We start from the raw sequence: 23,736 nt of genomic DNA, 5'->3' as shown, positions 1-23,736 counted from the left end.
CCGCCTGCACAAGAGCCGATCCCTTATTATTCCGGGCCTAGCGGCCCTGATGGCGCTCGCCATCCTAATCGGCCTCGGCACCTGGCAGCTCCAGCGCAAGGCCTGGAAGGAGGACTTGATCGCGCAGATCGAGACCCGCGCCTATGGCGAGCCCGGCGCCATTCTGCCCGAAGCGGAATGGCCCAGCTGGCGCGCCGACCAGGACGAGTTCCGGAAAGTCCGGGTAACCGGCGCCTTCCTTCATGAGTTCGAAGCGCCGGTTTACGGCCTCGCCCGTGGCGAACGGCAGGGCGCGCCGATCCAGGGCTATTACGTAATCACGCCTCTCAAGCTTGCCACCGGCGCCGTCGTGATGATCAACCGCGGCTTCGTGCCGACGGACCTGCGCGATCCGGCCACTCGTCCCGAGGGCCAGCCCCAGGGAGAGGTCATGGTCACCGGCCTCGTGCGGGCGCCCGAGATCCGCAATGCGTTCACGCCCGATGACGATCCTGCCCGCAACCAATGGTTCGCCCGCGATCCTCAAGGAATGGCGGCAGCCCGCAACCTCGAGCGGGTTGCTCCGTTCCTGATTGACGCCAATGCGAGCCCCAATCCCGGCGGCTGGCCGCGGGGCGGGCAGACGCCCCTGACCCTGCCGAACAGCCACCTGCAATACGCGGTGACCTGGTATGGCATCGCGCTGACCCTGATCGGCGTCTTCGCGGCCTTTGCCTTGCGGCGCCTGAAGGGGCCAGATTCAAACGAGCTGACATAGGACGTTTGTCATTTCAGCCGAGCGGAGCTATTCTACGCTCATGTTCACGCTTCTCACGACCGTAACCCATCTCACCATGCGCCTTGCAGGGCGTACGGGAGAGGCTTTGCGCGTCTAGGACAAGCGTCGAGCATACCCCGAAGCCCTGCGGAGACGAGCAGGGCTTCTTGAAGAGTTCCGTTCGCCTCCGCCTTCATCCAGAGGAGAGCGATATGGACATTCAACCTGAACTTCACCCACCCAGTCCCACCGACGACATCGTCATCCGCGCGGCGCGCCCGAGCGATTGCGATGGCATCGCGGCACTCGGCAACATGCCCGGCTATCGTTGGGGCACCTTGCGCCTGCCCCACCAGACGCCCGAGGCCACCCGGAAATGGCTTGAGGGCATCAACCCAACGAACAATGTCAGTCTCGTGGTGGAGAAGGACGGACAGATCATCGGCAATGGTGGCTTCGAGCGCCACCAGGGCCGCCGCTCGCACGTGGCCTATCTCGGCATGGGCCTGCACGACGATTTCCACGGTCGGGGCATCGGCTCCCGGCTGCTGCGCGAGATCATCATGATCGCCGACGACTGGATGAACCTGCGTCGTATCGAACTGACCGTCTATGTGGACAATGCGCCGGCGATCGCACTCTACAAGCGCAACGGTTTCGACATTGAGGGCACACACAAGGATTTCGCCTTCCGGGGCGGCGCCTTTGCCGATGCCTATGCGATGGCCCGGATAAAACCTTGAACTCTGCGACCGGATGCGGCTTGCCGTCTCCGGCTGCGGCTCCTAATGTCCGGCCGAATTTCCAGGAGATCGACATTGCTCCATGTCTCGACCCGGGGAGAAGCCCCGGCGCTCGGTTTCACTGACGCCCTGCTGACCGGCCTCGCCCGGGACGGCGGCCTGTACATGCCGCAAAGCTGGCCGACCTTGACCACGGAAACCATCGGCAGTTTCGCCGGCAAGCCTTATGCGGAAGTGGCGAAAGCCGTGCTCGGGCCGCTCGTCGACGGCGACATCCCGGAAGCAGCACTGTCACGCATGATCGACGAGTCCTACGCCTCGTTCCGTCACGCGGCCGTTTGCCCGCTAACACAGCTCGGCGACAACCTGTTCGTGCTCGAGCTTTTCCATGGCCCTACGCTCGCCTTCAAGGACGTGGCCATGCAGCTGCTCGGGCGCCTCATGGACCACGTTCTGAAGGCCCGCGGCGCCCGCGCGACCATCGTGGGCGCGACCTCAGGCGACACCGGCAGCGCGGCTGTGGAAGCTTTCAAGGGTCTCGATCAGGTCGACATCTTCATCCTCTACCCGCATGGCCGCGTGTCGGACGTACAGCGCCGGCAGATGACGACAGTGGCCTCGCCCAACGTCCATGCGCTCGCGGTGGAAGGCACCTTCGACGATTGCCAGACCATGGTGAAGGGCATGTTCAACCATGCCCGCTTCCGCGATGAGCTGCAGCTGTCGGGCGTGAACTCAATCAACTGGGCCCGCGTGGCGGCGCAGGTCGTCTACTATTTCACCGCCGCCGTTGCGCTGGGCGCCCCCCACCGTCCGGTGTCGTTCTCGGTTCCAACAGGCAATTTCGGCGACATTCTCGCCGGTTGGGTGGCCAAGCGCATGGGCCTGCCCATCGAGCGGCTGATGATCGGCACCAATGCCAACGATATTCTGGCCCGCACGCTAGGATCCGGCACCTACGAGATGAAGGGCGTGCATCCCACGACCTCGCCCTCCATGGACATCCAGATCTCGTCCAATTTCGAGCGTCTGCTGTTCGAGGCTTACGGTCGGAATGGCGAGGCGGTCCGCCGCCTCATGGCGAGCCTCCACCAGTCCCGCGCCTTCCTGATCGACGCGGAGCCGCTGGCGCGCATCCGCGAGGAGTTCTCGGCCCAGGCCGTCGATGAGGATCACGTCTTGGCAGAAATGGCCGGGACCTATCGCAGCACCGGCTACGTGCTCGACCCGCACAGCGCCGTCGGCACCCGCGCCGCCCGCGCCTTGCTGAAGCAGAATCCCGAAACGCCCGTGGTCGCCCTCTCCACCGCCCATCCGGCGAAGTTCCCGGATGCGGTCGAGCGCGCGACGGGCGTGCGCCCCGCACTTCCGCCGCACATGGCGGATCTGATGGAGCGCAAGGAGAGCTTCACCGTTCTTCCCAACGACCAGGCTGCGGTCGAGCGCTTCATCCGTGAGCGCGCGCGGGCGGTCAAAGGCGCTGCCGCATGAACCAGCACTTCGTCCGCGAGAAGCGGATCGACATCACCACCCTGTCCAACGGACTCATGGTCGCCACCGAGCAGATGCCCGAGATCGCCACCGCGACGCTGGGCGTCTGGGTCGGCACCGGCTCGCGCCATGAAGAGCCGCATGAGCACGGCCTGTCGCACCTCATCGAGCACATGGCGTTCAAGGGCACGGCCCGGCGCTCCGCCCGGCAGATCGCCGAGGACATCGAGAACGTAGGCGGCGACATCAATGCGGCCACCAGCGTCGAATACACGAGCTACACGGCCCGCGTTCTCGGCGAGAACGTGGACGTTGCCCTCGACGTGCTCGGCGACATCCTCATCCACTCGGCTTTCGACGCGGGCGAGCTTTCCCGCGAGAAGGGCGTGATCCTGCAGGAATACGCCGCCGTCGAGGATACGCCGGACGATCTCATCTACGACGCCTTCATGGAAACCGCCTTTGCGGGCCAGGCGGTCGGCCGCCCGATCCTCGGCACGCCGGAGACCATCAAGAGCTTCGACGAAGCGACGATCCGCGCATTTCTCGCGCGGGAATACACCCCGGGCAAGATGGTGCTGGCGGCTGCCGGCGATGTGGAGCATGCCCAGATCGTCGACCTGGCCGAGCGCCTGTTCGGCGCCATGCCGGCTGTAGAGGCGCGCCAGCCCGAGGCAGGCCGCTATACCGGCGGCGAGCGGCGGATCTCCCGCAAGCTCGAACAGGCCAATCTGGTGCTCGGTCTGCCGGGGCTCTCGTTCAAGGACCCGAACTACTACGCCGCACACCTATTCGCCCATATGCTGGGCGGTGGCCTGACCTCGCGGCTCTGGCACGAAGTACGCGAGACCCGGGGCCTCGCCTATTCCATCGATTCCTTCCACTGGCCCTTCTCCGATTGCGGCCTCTTCGGGATCGGTGCCGGAACGGCGGGCTCGGACGTGCGCGAGCTGATGGACGTGACGCTCGCCTGCATGGTCCAGGCGACGGGGGACATCAGCGAGATCGAGCTGATCCGCGCCAAGGCGCAGATGAAGGTGGCCCTGCTCACGGCCCTGGAGACGCCGGGCGGCCGCATGGAACGCGTGGCCCGTCAGCTCCTGTCCTGGGGCCGGGTGGTCGACAGCGAGGAGATCGTCCGCAAGGTCGATGCCCTCGAGGTGGAGCATGTGCGCGAGGCGGGCCGCGCGCTCCTGCAGGGTGCGCCCACGATGGCGGCCATCGGTCCCATCAAGGCGCTGCCGTCGCTGGAGAGCATCGCGTCCGGGCTGCGCGGCTGATTTTCTGCCGCGCCTGCCTTTAGGTCACGCTTGATTCTCCTCAATCCCGCCGCAAACGCACCCCATGGCCCGCTGGTAACAATAACCAATGAGTCCTGCGGACAAGTGGGGGCCTGTTCCGGCTCTGCCTTGCTCTCAAGCCTCCTGACCGGTACCAATCCTGTTCCATTGTCTTAGTACCGGACGAAAGACCGAAGCATTGCGGATCGTATCTTTCGCCATAACCCTTCTTTTGGCGACATTCCTGGGGCTCGCCTGGCCGACAGCCGGCTGGGCCGTCGAGTCCGTGCGCGTCGATCCCAAGATGAAGGCCATCGACCTCACCCCGGCCATCGAGCGCTACAACTCGGACGGGGACGAGATCCGCATTTCCACCGCTCCCGGACGAGATGGCATCGTGCGCCGCATCGCCGTGAAGGCGCGCGAGACCGGCACCCGGCCGGACTGGATGGTCTTCGCGCTCACCAACGACACCGACGAGCAGATCGAGCGCCTTCTGGTCGCGCCGCATTTCCGCCTCACCGGCTCCGGGGTCATCTGGCCTGATCTCGGCGCGACCCGCATCGCGGCGATCACCGCGAGCCAGGGCATCCGGCCGGAACGCGACGACAGCGAGGATGCCGACCTCTTCCTCATTACCCTCGACCCCGGCACCACCGTCACCTTCGTGGCGGAGCTGCGCTCCGACAACCTGCCCCAGGTCCATCTTTGGGATGCGGAAGCCTATAAGGACCGGGTCAACGGCCTGACGCTCTACAAAGGGATCATCATCGGCATCGCGGGCCTCCTCGCCCTGTTCCTCACCATCGTGTTCGTGGTGAAGGGCGCCCTGATCTTCCCGGCGGCCGCAGCGCTCGCCTGGGCGGTGCTCGCCTATGCGTGCATCGATTTCGGCTTCTTCCAGCGCGTCTTCCCGATCACGGAAGCCACCGAGCAGATCTACCGCGCCGGCGCCGAGGCGGTGCTCGCCGCAACGCTCCTCGTCTTCCTCTTCGCCTATCTCAACCTCAACCGCTGGCACGTGCGCTACAGCCACGTCACGGCGTTCTGGCTCCTGTTCCTAGGCGGCCTGATGGCGCTGGCCATCGTCGATCCTCCCATGGCCTCTGGCGTGGCGCGCATGTCCATCGCGGCGGTGGCCGGCATCGGCTTCGTGCTCGTGATCCATCTGGCGACGCACGGCTACGACCGCGCCGTCATGCTCGTGCCCACCTGGCTGCTCCTGGTGGCCTGGGTGACGGCGGCGAGCTTCACCGTGGTGGGCCAGCTCTCCTCCGATCTCGTTCCCCCTGCCCTCGTCGGCGGCCTCGTCCTGGTCGTCATGCTCATCGGCTTCACGGTCATGCAGCATGCCTTCGCGGGCGGGGGCTTCGCGCGCGGCTTCGTCAACGACACGGAGCGCCGGGCGCTGGCCCTTACGGGTGCCGGCGACATCGTGTTCGACTGGGACGTGGTCTCGGACAACATCTTCGTCAGCCCCGAGGTCGAGCATCAGCTCGGGCTCAAGCGCGGCTCCCTGGAAGGTCCCGCCTCCGCCTGGCTCGACCTGATCCATCCCTTCGACAAGGACCGCTACCGGCTCGCCCTCGATGCGGTCATCGAGCAGCGCCGCGGGCGCCTGACCCAGGATTTCCGCCTGCGTTCGTCAACAGGCGCCCACAACTGGTTCCGCCTCCGGGCCCGCCCGGTGATCGGCTCGGACGGCGAGGTGCTGCGCATCGTCGGCACGCTTGCCGATGTCATGGACAGCAAGACCGCGGAGGAGCGTCTGCTGCACGACGCCGTGCACGACAACCTGACCAGCCTGCCGAACAGGCAGCTTTTCTATGATCGTCTGGAGGCGGCCCTCACCTTCGCCAGCCAGGATGATAACTTGCGTCCGACCGTTGTCGTCATCGACATCGACAAGCTGAAGGACGCCAATGCCACCGCTGGTTATGCGGCCGGCGACTCGATCTTGCTCACCCTGTCGCGGCGCCTCAGCCGTCTGCTGAAGCCGCAGGACACCCTGGCGCGCATCTCGGGCGACGAGTTCGCGATCATCCTGCTCTCCGAGCGGGAGACCGACCGCATCATCTCCTTTGCCGACATGGTCCGGCGCGTGGTCACGACGCCGTTCACCTACTCCGAGCGGGAGTTCTTCCTCACCGCGTCCATCGGCATCGCGCTGCATGACCCGCAGATCGCCGCGCGGCGCGAGGAGGTGCTGCGCAACGCCGAGATCGCCATGGCTCATGCACGGCGCAACGGCGGCGACCGGATCGAGGTGTTCCGGCCCACCATGCGGTCCGACCGCAGCGATCATTTCACCATGGAAACCGACCTTCGCCACGCCCTCGACCGGGGCGAGATGAAGGTGCTGTTCAAGCCGATCGTGCGCCTGGAGGACCGGACCATCGCGGGCTTCGAGTCGATGCTGCGCTGGGATCATCCGCGCCTCGGACGTGTTGGCCCCGAGGACTTCATGTCGATTGCCGAGGAGACGGGTCTCATCGTCAAGCTGAGCGTGTTCCTGCTCGAGCAGACCGGCCGTGAGCTTGCCGCCTGGCAGAACGCCCTTGAGGTGGAGCCGCCGATCTTCGCCAGCGTCAACATGTCGAGCCACCATCTGCTGCGCCACGATCTGCTGCAGGATGTGAAGACCGTGATCGCCCGCTCCGGCGTCATTCCCGGCACGCTCAAGATCGAGATGACCGAGAGCCTCGTGATGGAGAACCCGGAATACTCGGCCCAGATGCTGTCGCGCCTGCGCGACCTCGGCGCCGGCCTGTCGCTCGACGATTTCGGCACGGGCTATTCGGCGCTTGCCTACCTGCAGCGCTTCCCGTTCGACACGATCAAGGTGGACGAGTCCTTCGTGCGCCAGATGGCGGGCGGCAGGCCCGTCATCCTGCGCTCCATCGTCAAGATGGCGCACGAGCTCGGCATGGAGATCGTGGCGGAAGGTGCGGAGAGCGAATCCGAGGCGATCGAGCTCTACCAGCTCGGGTGCGAATACGCCCAGGGTCCCGTGTTCGGCGAGCCTATGTCGACGCTCCAGGCGCGCCAGCTGGTGGGAGCTGCCCCAGCGGCGGCCTGATCAGGCGTGGCCGGCCTCCATGGACAGCATGGCGGGCTCGATACCGATCCGGCGCAGGGCCATCTCGTAGCGCACGTCGGCGGCCGTGTTGAACACGATTTCCGCATCGGCCGGCGTGTTGAGCCAACCGTTGGCCTGCAGCTCCATCTCCAGCTGGCCCGCACCCCAGCCGGCATAGCCCAGCGCCAGTACGGCGTTCTCGGGTCCGCGGCCGGCCGCGATGGCGCGCAGGATGTCGATGGTGGCCGTCAGGCAGATGCCGTCGTCGATGGGCAGGGTCGATTGAGCCAGGTGGAAATCAGGCGAATGGAGCACGAAGCCGCGACTCGTTTCCACCGGGCCGCCCATGAGCACCTGCATGGTCCCTACCTTCTGCGGCAGGCGGATGCGCTCCACCTCGGGAACGATCTCAAGCTGAACCAGCAGGTCGGGCATGGTCACGTTGGCGGCAGGGCGGTTGAGGATGATGCCCATCGCCCCCTCCGACGAATGCGCGCAGATGAAGACGACGGCCCGGGCGAAACGCTCGTCCATCATCCCCGGCATCGCCACGAGAAGCTGCCCGTCGAGGTAGGTTGAATCAGTGCCGTATGGTGAAAGGTGAGAGCCCATATCCTACAATCTGCCTTGCCGGGCTCGCCCGCCCGATCACAGGATCGTGGATGGCAGACCCGAGAATAAACGCATAAGTGAAGTGCCTCAGGGAGGCGTCAGTTCCATGGCATCCATGTTCCGCGCCGCTTCGGTTGCGTTTTTTTGTGTTTTGTCCTTTGCCGCAGCCGTCGCGCAACCCGTCAAGCCTTCCGCCTCAACCCAAGGGTTCCATTCCCGGGCCCGCCTGATCGGTGGAGGGCAGCATGGAGAGCATTGGCTTGCCGGAGTCGAGATCACCCTCGACCAGGGCTTCAAGACCTACTGGCGCAATCCGGGCGATTCCGGCCTGCCACCACGGTTCGACTGGTCGGGATCGGAGAACGTGGCGAGCACCGAGATCCGGTGGCCTGCCCCCAAGCGGCATGTGGATGCGGCAGGCGTCGCCTATGTCTACGGCAAGCAGGCCGTGATCCCGATCCTCGTGAAGGCCAAGGATCCGGCAAAGCCTGTCAAGCTCGTCCTGGCGCTGGAATACGGGGTCTGCAACGACATCTGCATCCCGGCCCATGCGGACATGACCTTGGATCTAACCGGCGCCGATTCCGAACGCAAAGCCATCGAGACAGCCCTGGCCAAGGTTCCCCTCCCTCAAGCCTTGGGAGCCCAGGCCGATCTGTCGATCCTGTCCGTCGCTCCCCTCGCCCAGGACAAGCCGGCCTTTGCGGTTACCGTCCGGGCGCCGCCGGGCACGAAGCCCGCCCTCTTCCCCGAGGGACCGGAGAACTGGTTCCTGTCCACCTCCCATCCGGTTGACGGCGACCGCTTCACCGTCACGGTCGAGGAGAAGCCCAAGGACGCCTCAGGCTCCGTTCCCGTGCGCCTGACGCTGGTGGCCGGGGACAAGGCCATCGAGACGGAAGTCAGCCTCGACGCGGGGGGCCTGCCGCGCTAGGAATCATGCATTCAACGGCATAGCTTTGGAGAACCATCCATGCCCATTCAGGTCGGCGAACGCCTGCCCCAGGTTACCTTCCGCGTCATGACATCCGATGGACCCGTGGCGAAGACCACGGACGACCTCTTCAAGGGCCGGAAGGTGGTTCTCGTCGCCGTCCCCGGCGCCTTCACGCCTACCTGCCATCGCAACCACCTGCCCGGCTACGTGCAGAAGAAGGACGAGATCCTGGCCAAGGGTGTCGACGCGATCCTCGTGACCTCGGTCAACGACGTGTTCGTTCTGGAAGCCTGGGGCAAGGCCTCCGAGGCCGAAGGCATCGAGTTCCTCTCCGACGGCAATGCGGATTTCGCCAAGGCCATCGGCCTGTCCATGGACGGGGCTGGCTTCGGCCTCGGCACCCGCTCGCAGCGCTATTCCATGGTGGTCGAGGACGGCGTGGTGCAGGCGTTGAACGTGGAGGACGCCCCCTCCAAGGCGCAGCATTCCGGCGCCGAGAACCTTCTGAAGGATCTCTGATCCTTAACGGTCGGAGGGCTAGGCGCTCGCCCTCCGGCCGTTTTTCTTGAACGGCTGCATCGCAGCCACCGCCAGCTCGTCGACGCGGATATTGATCGGGTCGTCCGCGTGGCCCTTCACCCAGTGCCAGGCGACGTCGTGGCGGGAAGCCGCTTCGTCCAGTTCCCGCCAGAGATCCTCGTTCTTCACCGGCTTGTTGTCGGCGGTGCGCCAGCCGCGCCGCTTCCAGTTGTGCATCCACTGGGTGATGCCCTGGCGCACATACTGGGAATCCGTGAACAGATCGACCGCGCAGGCGCGCTTGAGGGCGTTCAGCCCTTCGATGGCGGCCCGGATCTCCATGCGGTTGTTGGTGGTATGCGCCTCCCCGCCGGAAACTTCCTTCTCGCGTCCGTCGAAGAGCAGGATCGCGCCCCAGCCGCCTGGCCCGGGATTTCCCGAGCAGGCGCCGTCGGTATAGATCATCACGCGCTTGGTATCACTCATGCTTCAAGTCCATATTCTCGCGCGTGTTTCACATGCCGGTGGAAGTTGAGCTTGCGGTCATATTCCAGCGGATCCTTGGGCTTCACCAGCGCGCCCGGCGGCACGTTGAGCCAGTCCACCAGCCGGGTCAGCATGAAGCGCATGGCCGAGCCGCGGCAGAGAGTCGGCAGCGCCTCGACCTCCTCCGCATTCAGACGGCGCACAGCCTGATAGCCCGCCAGCATGGCTTGGCCCTTGGTGAGGTTGAACGAGCCGTCGATCTCGAAGCACCAGGCATTCAGGCAGATGGCCACGTCATAGGCGAAGGCATCCGTGCAGGCGAAATAGAAATCGATGAGCCCCGACACCTCGGAACCGATGAAGAACACGTTGTCGGTGAAGAGATCCGCATGAATGATGCCGGAGGGCAGGCCACGGGGCCAGGAGGCCTCGAGATTCGCCAGCTCCCGCCGGGTCCGCTCAACCAAGCCTTGGGAGACTGTATCGGCCTGGGCCTCGGCCTGGGCGAAGAGCAGCGCCCAGGCCTCAACGGTGAGGGCATTGGGCCTGTGCCCATCGAAATCCTGCCCCGCCAGGTGCAGCCGCGCCAAGGCGCCGCCGAGGGCCCCGCAATGCTGGGCCGTCGGGCGACGCACCGCGATGCCTTCCAGGAACGTGATGATGACGGCGGGCCGCCCGGAAACCCGGCCCAAGGGCTCGCCCCGTCGGTTGTTTACCGGCAGCGGGCAGTTCAGCCCCTTGCGGGCCAGATGCTGCATCAGGCCGAGGAAGAAGGGCAGATCGGCCTCCCGCACCCGCTTCTCGTAGAGGGTCAGGATGTAGGAGCCCTTCGTGGTGTGGAGGAAATAATTGGTGTTCTCCACCCCCTCGGCGATGCCCTTGTAGGAGAGTACCGTGCCGATATCGTAGGTTTCGAGAAAGCCTGAGAGCTCCTCGTCGCTGACTTCCGTATAGACCGCCACCGTTTACTCCGCCGCCTGCTCACGCAACTCGCGCGGCAAAGGAAAGAACACGCTCTCGTCCGCCGTCGTCACACTCTCGACGGAGACCGTGTAGCGCTCGGCGAAGGCATCGATGATCTCCTCCACCAGGACCTCAGGCGCGGAGGCGCCTGCCGTGATGCCGAGGCTCCGGATGTTGCCGTACAGGCTCCAGTCGATGTCCTCGGCCCGCAGGATCAGGCGGACGACGGGGCAGCCCTCGCGCTCCGCGACCTCCCGCAGGCGCTGGGAGTTGGAGGAATTGGGCGAGCCCACCACGATCATGGCCTCGACCTGCGGGGCCACCCGCTTGACGGCGCCCTGCCGGTTGGTGGTGGCGTAGCAGATGTCTTCCTTGTGCGGTCCAACGATGGAGGGGAAGCGGCCTTTGAGGGCGTACACCATGTCCTGAGTATCGTCCACGGACAGGGTTGTCTGGGTCACGAAGGCGAGATTGGTGGGGTCTATCGGCTCAAGCCGGGCAATGTCGTCCACGGTCTCGACCAGGGTGACGGCGCCTTCGGGCAGCTGGCCCATGGTGCCGACGACCTCGGGGTGGCCGGCATGGCCGATCAGGATGATGTGACGGCCACGCTTGAAATGGACCTGCGCCTCCCGGTGGACCTTGGTCACCAGCGGACAGGTGGCGTCGATGGCAAACAGGTTGCGGGCCTGAGCCGCCTCGGGCACCGACTTGGCGACGCCATGGGCCGAGAAGATCACCGGGGCATCCGTATCGGGCACCTCATCGAGCTCCCGGACGAAGACGGCACCCTTCCGCTTCAGGTTTTCCACCACGTATTTGTTGTGCACGATCTCGTGGCGCACATAGACCGGTGCCCCATGGATCGCCAGCGCCTTTTCGACAGCATCGATGGCACGGACGACCCCGGCGCAGAAGCCGCGCGGGGCACAGAGCAGAATGTCGAGGGGTGGCTTCGTCATGATGAGGCGATGTGGCGAGACGAGGCCCCTCCTGTCAAGCGGGAGCGACGCTTATTCGCGGCGGGGATGATGCGCTGCTCCCTCCCCTTGCGGGGAGGGGTGGTCGCGGCAGCGACCGGGGTGGGGGTCGAAAAGTCGGAGCGCTGTGTCTGCTCCATAGAGTGACCTGTCAATACAGCGCCTGACTGAATAGGTCGCACACCCAGTCTCACCACCCCCACCCCTGCCCCTCCCCGCAAGGGGGAGGGAATAGAGCGTGCGATGCGGCACGAAACAGACTTGGGCCCCATCAAGAAACGCTCGCGCCTGCGACCAAGAATCCCTACAACGGTGCAACAGTCCCTCACCACCTTTGATCCCCATGGCATCCACCGCATCCCACGTCAGCTTTCTTCCACCCATCCTGACCTTCTGCGGGGCCGCGGTCGTGGCCGTGCCGGTGTTCCGGCTCTTGGGCTTGAGCGCAGTGCTCGGCTATCTGGCGGCCGGTGTCGCCATCGGGCCGTCTGGCCTGAGCCTGGTGGAGGATCCGCAGACGATTGCGACCGTGGCCGAGCTCGGGGTGGTACTTCTGCTCTTCATTATCGGGCTTGAGCTCAAGCTGTCCCATCTCTGGGAGATGAAGCGCGACATCTTCGGTCTCGGCTTTGCCCAGCTGACGATCACGGCGATCCTCCTCGGCGCTGCGGCCATGGCCATCGGATTCTCGCCGCCGGCCTCCTTTGTGACCGGCGTTGCCGTCGCGCTCTCGGCCACGGCCATCGCTCTCCAGATGCTGGGGGAGCGCAACGATCTGCCGACGCCCTATGGCCAGCGCTCCTTCGCGATCCTGCTGTTTCAGGACCTGTCTGTCGTTCCGCTCCTGGCCATTCTGCCGCTGCTGGCCTCGCGGGTTGGGGACCAGGGCTCTCTCACGGACAGCCTTCTGGCGGTTGGCATAGCGCTCCTCGGTATCGCTGCCGTCGTGCTGATCGGCCGTTACGGGCTCAACCCCTTCTTCCGCATTCTCGCCCGCAGCGGTGCCCGTGAGGTCATGACCGCATCGGCCCTGCTTGTGGTGCTCGGCGCGGCGCTCCTCATGCAGGAGGTCGGCCTGTCCATGGCCATGGGCGCCTTCCTGGCAGGCCTGCTGCTCGCCGAATCCAATTTCCGGCACCAGCTGGAGGCCGATATCGAGCCCTTCCGCGGCATGCTGCTGGGCCTCTTCTTCATGAGCGTGGGCATGTCGATCGATCTTGCCCTCGTCCGCGAGCAGTGGGTGATGCTCGCCCTTGCAGCTCCTGTCGTTCTCCTGGGCAAAACCTTCATCATCGCGGTCCTGTCGCGGCTGTTCGGCGCAAGCTGGCGCGACGGTCTGCGGTCCGGCACGATTCTGTGCACGGCCGGCGAATTCGCATTCGTGCTGATCCCGGTCGCGGCAGGCCTCGGCATCATGTCGCCAGCCGAGGCGCAGCCGCTGACCGCCCTTGCCGCCATTACCATGCTGTTGGGGCCGCTCCTGTCGACGCTCATCGAGAGGCTTCTCAGGAACCATCATGCGGGCGCAGACGAGCCGGATCTGCACGGGCTGAACGTTCCCGAAGGCGAGCTCGAGAGCCGCGTTCTCGTGATCGGCTTCGGGCGGTTCGGGCAGATCGTGAACCAGGTTCTGTTGACCCAGGGCATCCAGGCGACGGTGATCGACAGCGATGTGGAGCGCATCCGCGACGCAGGGCGCTTCGGCCTTCAGGTCTATTACGGCGACGGAACCCGTCTCGACGTGCTTCGCGCAGCAGGCGCCGAGAAGGCCGAGATGATCTGCATCTGCATCGACAATCAGGAAGCCATGGTGAAGATCATTGAGATCATTCACGAGAATTTCCAGAACGCCCGCAGCTTCGTGCGCGCCTACGACCGCATTCACGCGATCGAGCTCATGAACCGGGATGTGGATTACCAGATCCGTGAAGTGTTCGAATCCGCCATCGTGTTCGGGCGCGCGGCCCTGGAGGAACTCGGGACGGATCCCGAAATGGCCGCCCAAGCTGCCAACGATGTCCGCAAGCGCGACATTGCCCGCCTTGTCCTGCAAAAGGAGGTTGGCACGATGGGTGGAGCGGAACTCATGGTGGGCTCCAAGATTACCCCCGAGCCGCTCACGGCTCCCGCCGGCAAGGCGAGGGCTCTCAGCCCTGAGACACGCGACATCCTCGGCGAAGGGGTCATTTGATGGACGCAAGTCCTTCGACGGAAGAATTGGGCCGCAAGGCCGATACGCCGCGCTTTGTCGTCGGTTCCACCATGCGTCATGTGCTCGTCATGACGGGAACCAGCGCGGCTGGACTTGTGGCGATCTTCATCGTCGATCTGGTATCGCTCCTCTACATCTCGTGGCTCAACGATCCGAGCATGACAGCGGGCGTCGGCCTCGCCACTGTGGTGATGTTCTTCACCATCTCGATCAATGTGGGCCTGATGATCCCCATCGGAGCGCTCGTCTCGCGCGCGCTCGGCGCGCGCCGGCCCGATGATGCGCGACGGCTGGCGACATCATGCAGCATTCTCATGACGCTGATTGCTGCCGTGGTCAGCGTGATCGTTCTGCTCATGCTCCCCGTTATCCTGAAAGCATTGGGCGGACATGACCGGACCTACGACGTTGCCCTGAGCTTTCTCTGGATCGCACTGCCGTCCAACGCCGTGATGGCACTCAGCATGGGCCTCTCCACGGTATTGCGCGCCGTGGGCGACGCCAAACGCGCCATGTACGCCACCTTGTCCATCGCGGTCGTGACGGTGGTTCTCGATCCGGTTCTGATCTTCGGTCTCGACATGGGGTCGGACGGCGCAGCGGTGACGATTGGAATCGCGCGGTTCGTGACGGCTTATGTGAGCTTCCGGTATGTGACGCGCATCCACAATCTGCTGGCCTTCCCCACCTGGAAGGGATTGCGGCATGATGCGCGGCCCTTCCTGGCCATTGCGATTCCCGCCATCCTGACCAACATCGCGGCTCCTGCGGCGAATGCGTTCTTCACGGGCGTCGTCGCCCGGTTCGGGGACGAGGTCATTGCGGCCTCCGCCATCATCGATCGGGTAACGCCGGTGGCCTTTGCCGGCCTGTTCGCGCTCGCGGGCGCCATCGGCCCCGTGCTCGGACAGAACTGGGGTGCGCAGCGCTACGATCGCATGAAGCAGATCCTGAAGGATGCCCTCACCATCACGGTGGTCTATGTAGCTTGCGTCTGGCTCATCCTGTTCCTCGTGCAGGTGCCGCTGACCCGTGCCTTCAATGCCCCCCAGCAGACGGCCGAGCTCGTACAGTTCTTCTGCCAGCTCAGCGGCTTCATCTGGCTGTTCATCGGCCTCGTCCTGGTGTCGAACGCCTCGTTCAACAATCTCGGCCATCCCCTGCTGTCGACCTTCTTCAACTGGGGCCGCGCGACCCTCGGCATGATTCCATTCGCCTATTTCGGCGCCCAGATGGCAGGCCCGAAGGGGGCTCTCGTCGGCATCGGACTCGGCTCCGTTGCGTTCGGCATTGCAGCCATCATCACGGCGTTCTGGACAATCCGGCGCCTGGAGAGGCAAGCTGTTCCTGCCGCCTGACTGTCAGGTGTGGGCATCTGTTTGGAGGAGGCTGCAATGTTCAACTGGTTCGATCTAATGCGACAGGCGCAAACCAGTGCAGCCCTGGATGCGCTCGCACGGCAGTTCAATCTCTCCGACGACCAGCCGCAGCGGACCATGGCGGCCTTCATGCCGGCTTTTGCCATGGGGCTCCAGCACGCCATGGCCTCGAGCGATCCGACGCGCGTGCTTCAATCCATGATGGGAGGGGCCTATCAGAATTTCTGGCAGGCGGCCGGCAACCCTTTCACGCCTCAGGCGCAGGAGCAAGGCCAGCAGCTGCTCGACCGGATCTTCGGCTCCGACGAGGTCAGCCGACGCGTGGCGCACCAGGCTGCCGGCTACGCAGGCATCAGCGCCGACACCATGCAGCAATTGCTGCCGGTGCTTGCCGGAATCCTGGCAGGGGGGACATCCCAGTGGATGATGGCGCACACGCAGGCATTCCAGAATTTCGCTAAGCCGAAGGATAGCCAGCAGGTTCCGTCAGCCACCAATCCGTGGGCCGATCTCTGGACGAACTGGATGAAGGCCGCTTCGCCTGAGAAGAAGCCGGCCAATCCTTTCGAGGAGATGTTTGCTGGCTTCTTCCAGATGCCTCCGCCGGCGGAGCCGCCGAAACCGGAGCCGCAATCCTCGCCCACTTCCCTCGATGAGATGATGGAGAAAGGACGCGAGATGCAGATGCAGTACCTCGCGTCCCTTCAATCAATCTTTTCCAACGCCGACAAGAGTGGCGACGACAGGTCCTAGGCGCAGTGCTTCGCCTGCGTCAGGATCGGCACGACCGGACGAACAGGCCGGCTCGAACGATCAGGTCGTTCGCCACGCGTGTGTCGCCCGGCGCTTCGAACCAACACCCAGGACGGGTTCCGCAGAAGCGGCTCCGACAGAGCGCAGGACACATCGCTGCGGGTGAGCCCGATGTCCTTGAGCATCCGGTCATCGAACTCGGCAAGATGCCTGATCTCCCCACGGTGCCGGAGGGCCCTGGAGAGATCCGCAAGCGAGCGGACGAACTGCCCCAGAGCGGTCATGCCGGTGAAGGTCATTCTGTCTGGTATCGTTTTGCTCATCGCTGTTCTCCTTGCTCTCACCGTCAGCTCATCAGCCCTGGAACGCCTCGTATGCCCTGGAACGGGCGTTCCAAGCGTTCCAAGGGTATTCCAGGGTGTTCCAAGACCCGTTCCAGGGGATTTCCTTGGAACGTTCCAAGGCACCTAATGAGAGCTCTTGCCAGAAGCCCTCAGCTAAGTCTTTGATTTATGTAGCAAATTTCTATGTTTCACAAGGTAGGTTGTACCAGATGCGTCCTATCACTTGAAACGATTGTTTGAGATATGTATCATCAATGGGATTGATGATGGGGTTTGCGCCATGCACCTGCTCGACATTGACCAGCTGAGAACGTTCGTCGCCATTGCCGATACCGGCTCGTTCACCCGCGCGGCGGAGATCGTGCACAAGACGCAGAGCGCGGTGTCCATGCAGATGAAGCGGCTGGAGGACCGGGTCGGCAAGACGATCTTCGAGCGCGACGGGCGCCTGTCGAAGCTCACCGACGAGGGCGAGCGCCTGCTGGATTACGCCCGCCGGATCGTGCGGCTCAACGCCGAGTGCATCGCGTCCTTCAACGACAACGAGCTCACCGGCCGCGTGCGCCTCGGGCTTCCCGACGATTACGCCGACCGCTACCTGCCGGAGATCCTGGCCCGCTTCTCGCGCTCCAACCCGAAGGCCGAGGTGACGGTGATGTGCGAGCCCACGCACAACCTGATCGAGCGGGTGCAGCACGGCGACATCGATCTGGCGATCATCACCCATGTGGACCGGCGCGGCCCGTCCGAGATCGTGCGCATCGAGCAGCTTTTATGGGTCACGTCATCGCGCCATGGCGTGCACGAGGAGACCCCGATTCCGCTGGCGCTCGGCCGCCCCAACTGCGACTGGCGCCACTCGGCCACGGAGGCGCTGGAGAGCGCCGACCGGCCGTTCCGCATCGCCTATGTGAGCTGGCATTCCACCGCCGTGGGCGCTGCCGTGCTGGCGGGGCTTGCGGTCTCCGTGCTGCCGGAAAGCGCCGTGCGCCCCGGCATGCGGATCTTAGGCCCCTCCGACGGCTTCCCGGCCCTGCCCTCGTGCAAGATCGGCCTCATCCGCGCCCGCGGCGAGGAGAACCCGCTGGCGGATGCGCTCGGCTTCCACATCAAGCAGTCGTTGGACAACCTCGGCTCCACCCGCACGATGCAGCCGATCGCGGCGGAGTAGCGCGCTGTCCGGCGAAGTGGGGACCGGTTCGCCGATCAGGCAACGCGCCAGCAACAATCCTTATTTAGCGGAAGGCCGCCGCAGCACGAGCACGTTGCCCACGAGCGCCAGCACGACGCCGATGACGGCGAGCCACGTCCACACATAGCCCTCGATCAGGGTCGAGACCGTGAGCGCCACGATGGGAAACAGCACCGTGGCGTAGCCCGCCCGCGCGGCCCCGAGCCGCCGCAGTAGGGTGAGGTACGACATGAAGGCCAGCACCGACGCGCCGACCGAGAGATAGAGCAGCGAGCCCACATACTTCACCGTGGGCTCGATGATGAAGGCGTTGCCGCGCACCAGGTTTAATGCCAGCAGCACCGCGCAGCCATAGGTCATGCCCCAGGCGGTGGCCGACAAAAGCGGCGCGCCCCGGCGCTGCACCATGGTGGAGATCATGTTGCCCGAGCAGAAGAACAGGGTGCCCATCACGCAGAGCGCCAGCCCCTGCAGCGCCGCCGCGTTGAAGCCCGCGCCGGTGATCTCCGGCCAGAACAGGAACACGATTCCCAGCACGCCGATCACGCCGCCGAGCGCCACCCGGGCCTCTGGCCGCTGCCGAAAAATCACGAAGCCGAGCACGAGGTTGAACACGGAGGCCAGCGAGAACACCACCGAGAGCAGGCCGGACGGGATGCTCAAACCACCGTAATAGAACGAGATGAAGTTGAACGAGAACAGGCAGCAGCCCACCGCCGCGAAGCGCAGATGGTCGGCCAACGCGAAGCGCACCTTGTGCCCGGTGGCGAGCACCCAGCCCCACATGAGCACGGCCGCCAGCAGGAAGCGCCACAGCACCGACATCTCCGGCGCCACCACCCCGAGCTGCGCCCGGATCCCGATCCAGCTCACGCCCCACAGGAACACGGTGGCGGCGTAAAGGCCGAGGGTCGAGCCGTCGATCCGGTTCAGGTTCTGCGCGGGCATGGCGGCGGTGGCGTGGCTCATGGAATGTCGTCCTCTCGGGACCATCCGAATACGCCGGGCCGGCCATCAGGACAAATGATGATATCTGATCATTTGCCCTTGGAACGGTGATGGAACGCGCCGATTCCGGGCCTCCACCCTGGAACGCCCTTGGAACAAACCCTGGAACAGCCTGGAACAGCGTTCCAAGCGTTTCATCCCTCAGGGCGCCCTCATGAACCTTGACAATTGTCCCCTGAACGACATAATGTTCTTCTTTTGTTCTGATTTGAAGAAGCCATTGCGATGCCGTCTTTGCCCCCTGTCCCTCTCCCACCCCTGCCCTCCAGCCAGAACCCCGCCTCCGCCGCGTCGGATGCCGCCGCGAGGGAGCCGGGGCGGCTGCGCGACAAGCTGACCCCCAAATTGGTGGCTCGGATGCGGGAGATGGTGGAGGGCACCGACTGGCCCTACCGACGCATTGCCGGAGAGCTCGGCCTGTCCATCGCCACCGTGTCCCGGTATGTGGCGGAAGGCGGCTGGAAGCGCCCGCCGGCCGGATCGCCGCCCCGGGCCTCGACGGCCCTTTCCCGCCAGCGGCTCACCCAGAAGCTCTGGCGCCTTGCGGAGCGTCAGGCGGAGGAGCTGGAGCACCAACCGCTGGCGGTCGCAGGGCGCGCCCTCCAGCCCCTCGCCCGCCTCACCCGGACGCTGGGCGAGATGGACAAGCACGCCCACCCACCCCTCTCCCCAGGCGAATACGAGATCGACAACCAGCCCCGCCGCAGCCTCCACGAGCTGCGCGACGAACTCGTGACTCATCTGGAGCGCATCGAGCGCGAGGAGCGGGAGTATGAGGAGCGCTACTACTGGACGTTTGAGAATGGGGCGGGGATTTAGAGGATTTGTCTGTTATTGCGGACGACGAACTCGAAGACCTGCAAATCCCAACCGCTTCGTTGCGAACAATTGGCACGCTCTACCTACAATGGCGGTGCAAAGCCTGACCAGTAGGATTGTCGGAACCTACCCTTTCGGCAAAGCTTACCCCTAAGGTCTTGCCATCTAAGAAATACGTCTTATGGGCTCGATTAAGGTGAATGCTTAAGCTATCTGCGCTATCTCGATCATATAGGAACACGCGGCACTGCAAGCCATGGCAACCAAGCGACAGCAGAAGATCGCCCCTCCAGAAGCGATCAACAAAACCCATCTAGGTTCGCTGAACGCTGCTCGGATCATGGCGCGCGCGCTCGCTGACGCCGTACCTGAGAGTGAGCGCCTGCAGCTCGCTCGTGCCTTCTGCTATCGTCTGGTCTACGCATGGTGGAAAAGGATCTCGGAGAACGATAGCCGCTTTCCCCTCCGTAGCCTGCTCCAGCCCGTCGTCTTTGCCGACCTACCTGAGCCGGCAGCAGCCTCAGCCGACAGCATCGGGGTCGCCGCTGCGGCTGTGGCCCCGGAGGACGCTGCCTATGCAATAGGCCTCACCTACACGGGGATGCTCGCGCCGACCTACCGGGCTGACTATGGCGTGTTCTATACCCCGCCTCAGTTGACTAGGCGCCTGATTGCCCAAGCCACGGAAGCAGGTGTCGATTGGAGAAAGGCGCGAGTCCTTGATCCGGCCTGCGGTGGTGGAGCCTTCCTTGCACCTATCGCCAGCCGTATTCTCGAAGCCCTGCCCAACGTCGAACCGAAGATTCTCGTCAAGAACATCGGCGAGCGGCTGCGTGGTTTTGAGATCGATCCATTCGCGGCTTGGCTCTCACAAGTGACCCTGGACGCCATCATGCTCCCCGTCTGCCGCAGAGCCAATGCGCGGCTACCGGTGGTCGTGACCGTCTGTGATAGTCTCCAGCGTAGTACGCCGCGCGAGAAATTCCATCTCGTTATCGGCAACCCGCCCTATGGCCGCGTGAAACTTTCGGCCGAGGACCGCGCCCGATTCAGCCGCAGCCTGTACGGACACGCCAATCTCTATGGTCTGTTCACTGACCTCGCCCTGAAGCATGCGCGCTCCGGGGGTGTTATCGCCTACGTCACACCGACTAGTTTCTTGGCTGGCGAGTATTTCAAGAACCTGCGATCGCTTATCGGCAACGAGGCCCCGCCGGTGACAATCGACTTCATTGCAGCTCGGAAGGGCATCTTCGACGATGTCCTGCAGGAAACCCTGCTCGCCACCTACCGTCGCGCGAATACCGAGGCCGCCACGATCCATGAAGTCATGCCGACCGGTGAAGACTATCTCAAAACTGTCGCTGTTGGCACTTTCGAGGTTCCGCAGGAGCCTTCTGAGCCCTGGATCATCCCCCGCAACTCGGACCAAGCCGAACTCGTCGACCGCCTCCACCACATGCCGCACCGGCTAGCTGACTGGGGTTATGAGGTCAGCACCGGCCCACTCGTGTGGAACCGGTTTAAAGATCAACTCCGTAGCCGACCTGGTCGCGGCCACCTGCCACTGATATGGGCGGAAGCAGTCACTGCCGATGGGAGATTTGTATTCAGGGCGGACAAGAAGAACCACGAGCCGTATTTCGAACCAAAGGGAGGTGACGAATGGCTCGTCACCTCGCGGCCATGTGTTCTACTGCAGCGGACCACTGCCAAGGAGCAGAACCGCAGGCTGATTGCAGCAGCTCTTCCCAACGATTTTTTAACTGAACACAAGGCCGTCGTGATCGAGAACCACCTCAACATGATCCGGGCAACCGCCGCCAAGCCCAAAGTGCCGCCGGCTACCCTCGCTGCATTTCTAAACAGCGCCGCTGCCGACCGGGCCTTCCGCTGCCTCAGCGGCAGTGTTGCCGTCTCCGCCTACGAGCTCGAAGCCCTACCGCTACCGGATCCGGCTCGTGTCAAGACGCTAACTAAGCTCGTTGACGCCCGCGCCGGCCGGGCGCGGATAGAAGCAGAATGCGAAGTTCTTTTTAATCTCGGTGGTCCTGCGGAATGAGTCTGCCGACCTATGTGCCTCTTGAGGTCGTCTCCGAGCGGCTGCCATTGATCTTCCCCGAAGGGACGCCAAACCGGGCATACTGTATCCGCGACTTGGCGGCCAGCACTGTGTTCACCGCGCTTTACATCGGCGCGGTAGAAGGCTCCGGCCGCTATCTGGGGCCTGTCCATGTCTATCGCATGACCGAAGAGCAATCGGTCTTGGCAAACGACTTCGACCGGCAGGCTTACAGCTCGGGAGTGCTGAAGAAATCTTATCAAGCCGGCGACACCCGCTGGTACGCCGACAACACCCGTGAACCGATTCGCGACGAGACACTTCGGGACGGCCTCGTCGCGGTAGGCGCGGTGCTCCGCCGCGAGGATCTGCCGACAACATCCAGTGCGCCGCGCTACGCCCTTAAGACAGATTTTGCAGCTCTATTCGATCCAGCATTGACCGGACCAAGCCTCGAGGCTCTCATCGCAGCATTCCAGACGGCGCATCTCAGTAAGAGCGCCCTGACCCGCGTATCTATCATGTTGTCAGGCGCTGCAGGCAGCGCGGCTAGCGTCCTCGTGACTTTTCCTAGCAAGGAGACGAGGTCGCTTGCGCCCGGCCCGAGCTCGATCATCACGAAGGCCGTTGTCGAGGACTTCGCCTCTCGGTTCCTGGAAAGCCCAGCCGTCCTCTGGCTCAGCGAGAGCGGCAACAAAGTCGTTGCGAGAGACGACAAACTCGCAGCCATGATCGGATTGAAGATCGAGGCCGATAAGAACTTGCCCGATCTTATCCTCGTCGATCTTGGATCCAAGGACCCGCTCCTCGTCTTTGTCGAAGTGGTGGCCACGGACGGCGCGATCACTGAGCGGCGGCAGGAGGCCATCTTCAAGCTCACTGACACAGCCGGATTCCCTCGATCTCACATTACCTTCCTGACGGCTTACCAGGATCGCGGCTCCGCCGGCTTCAAGAAGACTGTGTCCGCCCTTGCATGGGGGTCGTTCGCATGGTTCGCTTCGGAGCCTGAAAACATCGTGCATCTACGCGAGGGCACTACGACGGCCGCACGCCTCAGTGATCTCCTGTAGGCTTTACTCAACATGCTATCGGTGACGACAATCTCCCCGATGCGAAGAGCCCCGCCTCACGCCACGCTGTTCACCTGATCGCGTCAGCGCCCGTCAAAGCCCCTGCTTGTCCCGGTGGGGGGCGTATCCGCGCTCTGTTCGGCCGTAATCCGGCACGTCAGGGTCTCGGTTTCTCCTCTCGCCGTGGAGCAGCCAGGCGAGGGCGTAGCCGGCCGCTGCCGCCGTGAACAGCGCGAGCAAGGGGTTGCCTGTCACCTGCTGCGTCACGGCGCGCCGGCCTTGGCGGAGGTAGCGCTCCGCCTCCGGATATTGCTCGCGCGCCTGCCGGGCGTAGTGCTCGCCGCGCTCGTACACGTCGCGGGCGACGCCCGACGCTTGATCCGAGACCTCGTGCAGGGCGTCCCGCACCTGATTGAGAACCTGCTCGGTGGAGGCCTGGGGCGGATCGCCGGATCGGTCGCCCGCCGCCGGGCGGGGTTCGCGCTCGGGCTCGGGGCCTTTGGTGATGGTCACGGAGACCGGATCGCTCGTGGGAAAGGTCTCCTCGATGGCGTGGTCGAGCCTCGCGTCGAGGTTCTCCTGCGAGTTCTCGGCGAGATCGTGGTCCAAGAGCTGCTTTGCAGGCCTGTTCCCTTCCCTTTCAGGGGCGGATGGGCTGCCGGCATGAGGGGGGTTCGCCATGTGCGTTCTCCAGGGCGCTCCGGTGGGTCCGTCGCTAACCGTCTTCCTTGTAACGCCAGGGCTTCGAAGCCTGTTCCGGCCCTGCTCGATCCATGCAGGCAGCCTTGACCGAACGTGGCGCCCGCCCGGCGGGCTGCGGACCCGCGCGGCGGGTTGCGGCCGGGACCGGCGTTGACCTGTCCCCTGCTCCATGTAAACTCGGCGTCCATCAATGAGGGAATAAAGTCCATGGCCGGCAAAGCGCGTACCAGACCGTCGTTCAAGAAGAAGACCCGCCGCTACAAGGCGGTGATCGCCCCGGCCAAGGTGCTCGAAGGACAGAGGAACCTCACGAAAAAGCGCCGCTACGCCAGCCGCCACGGTTAG

Annotated in this window: 22 protein-coding genes; 15 read left to right on the top strand and 7 right to left on the bottom strand. The window is 64.3% G+C overall.

Features of this window, described 5'->3' with window-relative positions:
• Positions 1 to 49 precede the first annotated feature (49 nt).
• The 5 genes from IC232_RS10675 (at position 50) to IC232_RS10655 (ending at position 7,350) form a co-directional block, all read left to right on the top strand.
• Entirely contained in the window at positions 50 to 757 is a 708-nt protein-coding gene (locus tag IC232_RS10675; RefSeq protein ID WP_190845056.1) for an SURF1 family protein, read from the top strand.
• A gap of 212 nt (positions 758 to 969) precedes the next feature.
• Positions 970 to 1,500: a GNAT family N-acetyltransferase gene (locus IC232_RS10670; protein ID WP_190844905.1), complete on the top strand. Its 531-nt coding sequence runs from the start codon at positions 970 to 972 to the stop codon at positions 1,498 to 1,500.
• A 75-nt stretch (positions 1,501 to 1,575) separates the two neighbouring features.
• Entirely contained in the window at positions 1,576 to 2,991 is a 1,416-nt protein-coding gene (thrC, locus tag IC232_RS10665; RefSeq protein ID WP_190844904.1) for a threonine synthase, read from the top strand.
• A complete protein-coding gene (locus IC232_RS10660) occupies positions 2,988 to 4,271 on the top strand; it encodes a M16 family metallopeptidase (RefSeq protein ID WP_190844903.1) in 1,284 nt (427 codons plus the stop codon). The genes thrC and IC232_RS10660 overlap by 4 nt, the downstream gene beginning before the upstream one ends.
• A gap of 199 nt (positions 4,272 to 4,470) precedes the next feature.
• Positions 4,471 to 7,350 carry an EAL domain-containing protein gene (locus IC232_RS10655; RefSeq protein WP_190844902.1) on the top strand — a complete coding sequence of 960 codons (2,880 nt, stop codon included), beginning with the start codon at positions 4,471 to 4,473 and terminating at the stop codon, positions 7,348 to 7,350.
• Here IC232_RS10655 and IC232_RS10650 read toward each other — a convergent pair whose 3' ends face one another.
• The gene (locus IC232_RS10650) at positions 7,351 to 7,962 is read right to left on the bottom strand and encodes a YqgE/AlgH family protein (protein WP_190844901.1); all 612 of its coding nucleotides are present in this window, start codon (positions 7,960 to 7,962) and stop codon (positions 7,351 to 7,353) included.
• Positions 7,963 to 8,068: 106 nt separating this feature from the next.
• On the opposite strand from IC232_RS10650, the gene IC232_RS10645 reads away from it, so the two are divergent.
• Positions 8,069 to 8,896 (top strand): protein-disulfide reductase DsbD domain-containing protein, encoded by an 828-nt coding sequence (locus tag IC232_RS10645; protein WP_190844900.1) that lies wholly within the window; start codon positions 8,069 to 8,071, stop codon positions 8,894 to 8,896.
• A gap of 39 nt (positions 8,897 to 8,935) precedes the next feature.
• Positions 8,936 to 9,418: a peroxiredoxin gene (locus tag IC232_RS10640; RefSeq protein ID WP_190844899.1), complete on the top strand. Its 483-nt coding sequence runs from the start codon at positions 8,936 to 8,938 to the stop codon at positions 9,416 to 9,418.
• An 18-nt stretch (positions 9,419 to 9,436) separates the two neighbouring features.
• Here the strand turns inward: IC232_RS10640 and rnhA are convergent, their stop codons facing one another.
• The 3 genes from rnhA to ispH are packed head-to-tail and all read right to left on the bottom strand — an operon-like array spanning position 9,437 to position 11,829.
• Positions 9,437 to 9,904 (bottom strand): ribonuclease HI, encoded by a 468-nt coding sequence (gene rnhA, locus IC232_RS10635; RefSeq protein ID WP_190844898.1) that lies wholly within the window; start codon positions 9,902 to 9,904, stop codon positions 9,437 to 9,439.
• Positions 9,901 to 10,866 carry a homoserine kinase gene (locus IC232_RS10630; protein WP_190844897.1) on the bottom strand — a complete coding sequence of 322 codons (966 nt, stop codon included), beginning with the start codon at positions 10,864 to 10,866 and terminating at the stop codon, positions 9,901 to 9,903. The genes rnhA and IC232_RS10630 overlap by 4 nt, the downstream gene beginning before the upstream one ends.
• 3 nt (positions 10,867 to 10,869) lie before the next feature.
• Positions 10,870 to 11,829 carry a 4-hydroxy-3-methylbut-2-enyl diphosphate reductase gene (gene ispH, locus IC232_RS10625; RefSeq protein WP_190844896.1) on the bottom strand — a complete coding sequence of 320 codons (960 nt, stop codon included), beginning with the start codon at positions 11,827 to 11,829 and terminating at the stop codon, positions 10,870 to 10,872.
• Positions 11,830 to 12,190: 361 nt separating this feature from the next.
• Here ispH and IC232_RS10620 point away from each other — a divergent pair, with 361 nt between their 5' ends.
• The 3 genes from IC232_RS10620 to IC232_RS10610 are packed head-to-tail and all read left to right on the top strand — an operon-like array spanning position 12,191 to position 16,191.
• Positions 12,191 to 14,038, top strand: coding sequence for a monovalent cation:proton antiporter-2 (CPA2) family protein (locus tag IC232_RS10620; RefSeq protein WP_190844895.1), 1,848 nt, complete (start codon positions 12,191 to 12,193; stop codon positions 14,036 to 14,038).
• Positions 14,038 to 15,417, top strand: a complete 1,380-nt coding sequence (locus tag IC232_RS10615; protein WP_190844894.1) for an MATE family efflux transporter — start codon at positions 14,038 to 14,040, stop codon at positions 15,415 to 15,417. Before IC232_RS10620 ends, IC232_RS10615 begins: the two co-directional genes overlap by 1 nt.
• Before the next feature lie 36 nt (positions 15,418 to 15,453).
• A complete protein-coding gene (locus IC232_RS10610) occupies positions 15,454 to 16,191 on the top strand; it encodes a DUF937 domain-containing protein (RefSeq protein ID WP_190844893.1) in 738 nt (245 codons plus the stop codon).
• On the opposite strand, the gene IC232_RS10605 is transcribed toward IC232_RS10610, so the two are convergent.
• Positions 16,188 to 16,514: a DUF1127 domain-containing protein gene (locus IC232_RS10605; protein WP_190844892.1), complete on the bottom strand. Its 327-nt coding sequence runs from the start codon at positions 16,512 to 16,514 to the stop codon at positions 16,188 to 16,190. The two genes, IC232_RS10610 and IC232_RS10605, sit on opposite strands and share 4 nt — an antisense overlap.
• A 301-nt stretch (positions 16,515 to 16,815) precedes the next feature.
• Here IC232_RS10605 and IC232_RS10600 point away from each other — a divergent pair, with 301 nt between their 5' ends.
• A complete protein-coding gene (locus IC232_RS10600; protein WP_190844891.1) occupies positions 16,816 to 17,706 on the top strand; it encodes a LysR substrate-binding domain-containing protein in 891 nt (296 codons plus the stop codon).
• A gap of 60 nt (positions 17,707 to 17,766) precedes the next feature.
• On the opposite strand, the gene IC232_RS10595 is transcribed toward IC232_RS10600, so the two are convergent.
• Positions 17,767 to 18,720 (bottom strand): DMT family transporter, encoded by a 954-nt coding sequence (locus tag IC232_RS10595; protein ID WP_246812144.1) that lies wholly within the window; start codon positions 18,718 to 18,720, stop codon positions 17,767 to 17,769.
• A gap of 240 nt (positions 18,721 to 18,960) precedes the next feature.
• Here IC232_RS10595 and IC232_RS10590 point away from each other — a divergent pair, with 240 nt between their 5' ends.
• The 3 genes from IC232_RS10590 to IC232_RS10580 all read left to right on the top strand — a co-directional run bounded on the left by IC232_RS10590 (position 18,961) and on the right by IC232_RS10580 (position 22,689).
• The gene (locus IC232_RS10590; RefSeq protein WP_190844890.1) at positions 18,961 to 19,554 is read left to right on the top strand and encodes a hypothetical protein; all 594 of its coding nucleotides are present in this window, start codon (positions 18,961 to 18,963) and stop codon (positions 19,552 to 19,554) included.
• 256 nt (positions 19,555 to 19,810) lie between these two features.
• Positions 19,811 to 21,616 carry a class I SAM-dependent DNA methyltransferase gene (locus IC232_RS10585; RefSeq protein ID WP_190844889.1) on the top strand — a complete coding sequence of 602 codons (1,806 nt, stop codon included), beginning with the start codon at positions 19,811 to 19,813 and terminating at the stop codon, positions 21,614 to 21,616.
• The gene (locus IC232_RS10580) at positions 21,613 to 22,689 is read left to right on the top strand and encodes a BsuBI/PstI family type II restriction endonuclease (RefSeq protein WP_190844888.1); all 1,077 of its coding nucleotides are present in this window, start codon (positions 21,613 to 21,615) and stop codon (positions 22,687 to 22,689) included. Before IC232_RS10585 ends, IC232_RS10580 begins: the two co-directional genes overlap by 4 nt.
• A gap of 93 nt (positions 22,690 to 22,782) precedes the next feature.
• Here the strand turns inward: IC232_RS10580 and IC232_RS10575 are convergent, their stop codons facing one another.
• Complete coding sequence (locus tag IC232_RS10575; RefSeq protein ID WP_190844887.1) at positions 22,783 to 23,370, bottom strand: hypothetical protein; 588 nt, start codon at positions 23,368 to 23,370, stop codon at positions 22,783 to 22,785.
• A 228-nt stretch (positions 23,371 to 23,598) separates the two neighbouring features.
• Here IC232_RS10575 and IC232_RS10570 point away from each other — a divergent pair, with 228 nt between their 5' ends.
• A complete protein-coding gene (locus IC232_RS10570; protein ID WP_190844886.1) occupies positions 23,599 to 23,736 on the top strand; it encodes a hypothetical protein in 138 nt (45 codons plus the stop codon).

Source organism: Microvirga sp., from assembly GCF_014699075.1.
Classification (GTDB): domain Bacteria; phylum Pseudomonadota; class Alphaproteobacteria; order Rhizobiales; family Beijerinckiaceae; genus Microvirga.
The sequence above is the reverse complement of the archived record's forward strand: the minus strand, read 5'-3'. Positions and strand labels throughout refer to the sequence as shown.

What these genes read in the sequence shown, in the direction of transcription:
- IC232_RS10675 (WP_190845056.1), top strand. Translation starts at nt 50, where the DNA reads ATGGCGCTCGCCATCCTAATCGGCCTCGGCACCTGGCAGCTCCAGCGC.
- IC232_RS10670 (WP_190844905.1), top strand. Translation starts at nt 970, where the DNA reads ATGGACATTCAACCTGAACTTCACCCACCCAGTCCCACCGACGACATC.
- IC232_RS10660 (WP_190844903.1), top strand. Translation starts at nt 2,988, where the DNA reads ATGAACCAGCACTTCGTCCGCGAGAAGCGGATCGACATCACCACCCTG.
- IC232_RS10650 (WP_190844901.1), bottom strand. Translation starts at nt 7,962, where the DNA reads ATGGGCTCTCACCTTTCACCATACGGCACTGATTCAACCTACCTCGAC.
- IC232_RS10645 (WP_190844900.1), top strand. Translation starts at nt 8,069, where the DNA reads ATGGCATCCATGTTCCGCGCCGCTTCGGTTGCGTTTTTTTGTGTTTTG.
- IC232_RS10640 (WP_190844899.1), top strand. Translation starts at nt 8,936, where the DNA reads ATGCCCATTCAGGTCGGCGAACGCCTGCCCCAGGTTACCTTCCGCGTC.
- rnhA (WP_190844898.1), bottom strand. Translation starts at nt 9,904, where the DNA reads ATGAGTGATACCAAGCGCGTGATGATCTATACCGACGGCGCCTGCTCG.
- ispH (WP_190844896.1), bottom strand. Translation starts at nt 11,829, where the DNA reads ATGACGAAGCCACCCCTCGACATTCTGCTCTGTGCCCCGCGCGGCTTC.
- IC232_RS10620 (WP_190844895.1), top strand. Translation starts at nt 12,191, where the DNA reads ATGGCATCCACCGCATCCCACGTCAGCTTTCTTCCACCCATCCTGACC.
- IC232_RS10615 (WP_190844894.1), top strand. Translation starts at nt 14,038, where the DNA reads ATGGACGCAAGTCCTTCGACGGAAGAATTGGGCCGCAAGGCCGATACG.
- IC232_RS10610 (WP_190844893.1), top strand. Translation starts at nt 15,454, where the DNA reads ATGTTCAACTGGTTCGATCTAATGCGACAGGCGCAAACCAGTGCAGCC.
- IC232_RS10605 (WP_190844892.1), bottom strand. Translation starts at nt 16,514, where the DNA reads ATGAGCAAAACGATACCAGACAGAATGACCTTCACCGGCATGACCGCT.
- IC232_RS10600 (WP_190844891.1), top strand. Translation starts at nt 16,816, where the DNA reads ATGCACCTGCTCGACATTGACCAGCTGAGAACGTTCGTCGCCATTGCC.
- IC232_RS10595 (WP_246812144.1), bottom strand. Translation starts at nt 18,720, where the DNA reads ATGGTCCCGAGAGGACGACATTCCATGAGCCACGCCACCGCCGCCATG.
- IC232_RS10590 (WP_190844890.1), top strand. Translation starts at nt 18,961, where the DNA reads ATGCCGTCTTTGCCCCCTGTCCCTCTCCCACCCCTGCCCTCCAGCCAG.
- IC232_RS10585 (WP_190844889.1), top strand. Translation starts at nt 19,811, where the DNA reads ATGGCAACCAAGCGACAGCAGAAGATCGCCCCTCCAGAAGCGATCAAC.
- IC232_RS10580 (WP_190844888.1), top strand. Translation starts at nt 21,613, where the DNA reads ATGAGTCTGCCGACCTATGTGCCTCTTGAGGTCGTCTCCGAGCGGCTG.
- IC232_RS10575 (WP_190844887.1), bottom strand. Translation starts at nt 23,370, where the DNA reads ATGGCGAACCCCCCTCATGCCGGCAGCCCATCCGCCCCTGAAAGGGAA.
- IC232_RS10570 (WP_190844886.1), top strand. Translation starts at nt 23,599, where the DNA reads ATGGCCGGCAAAGCGCGTACCAGACCGTCGTTCAAGAAGAAGACCCGC.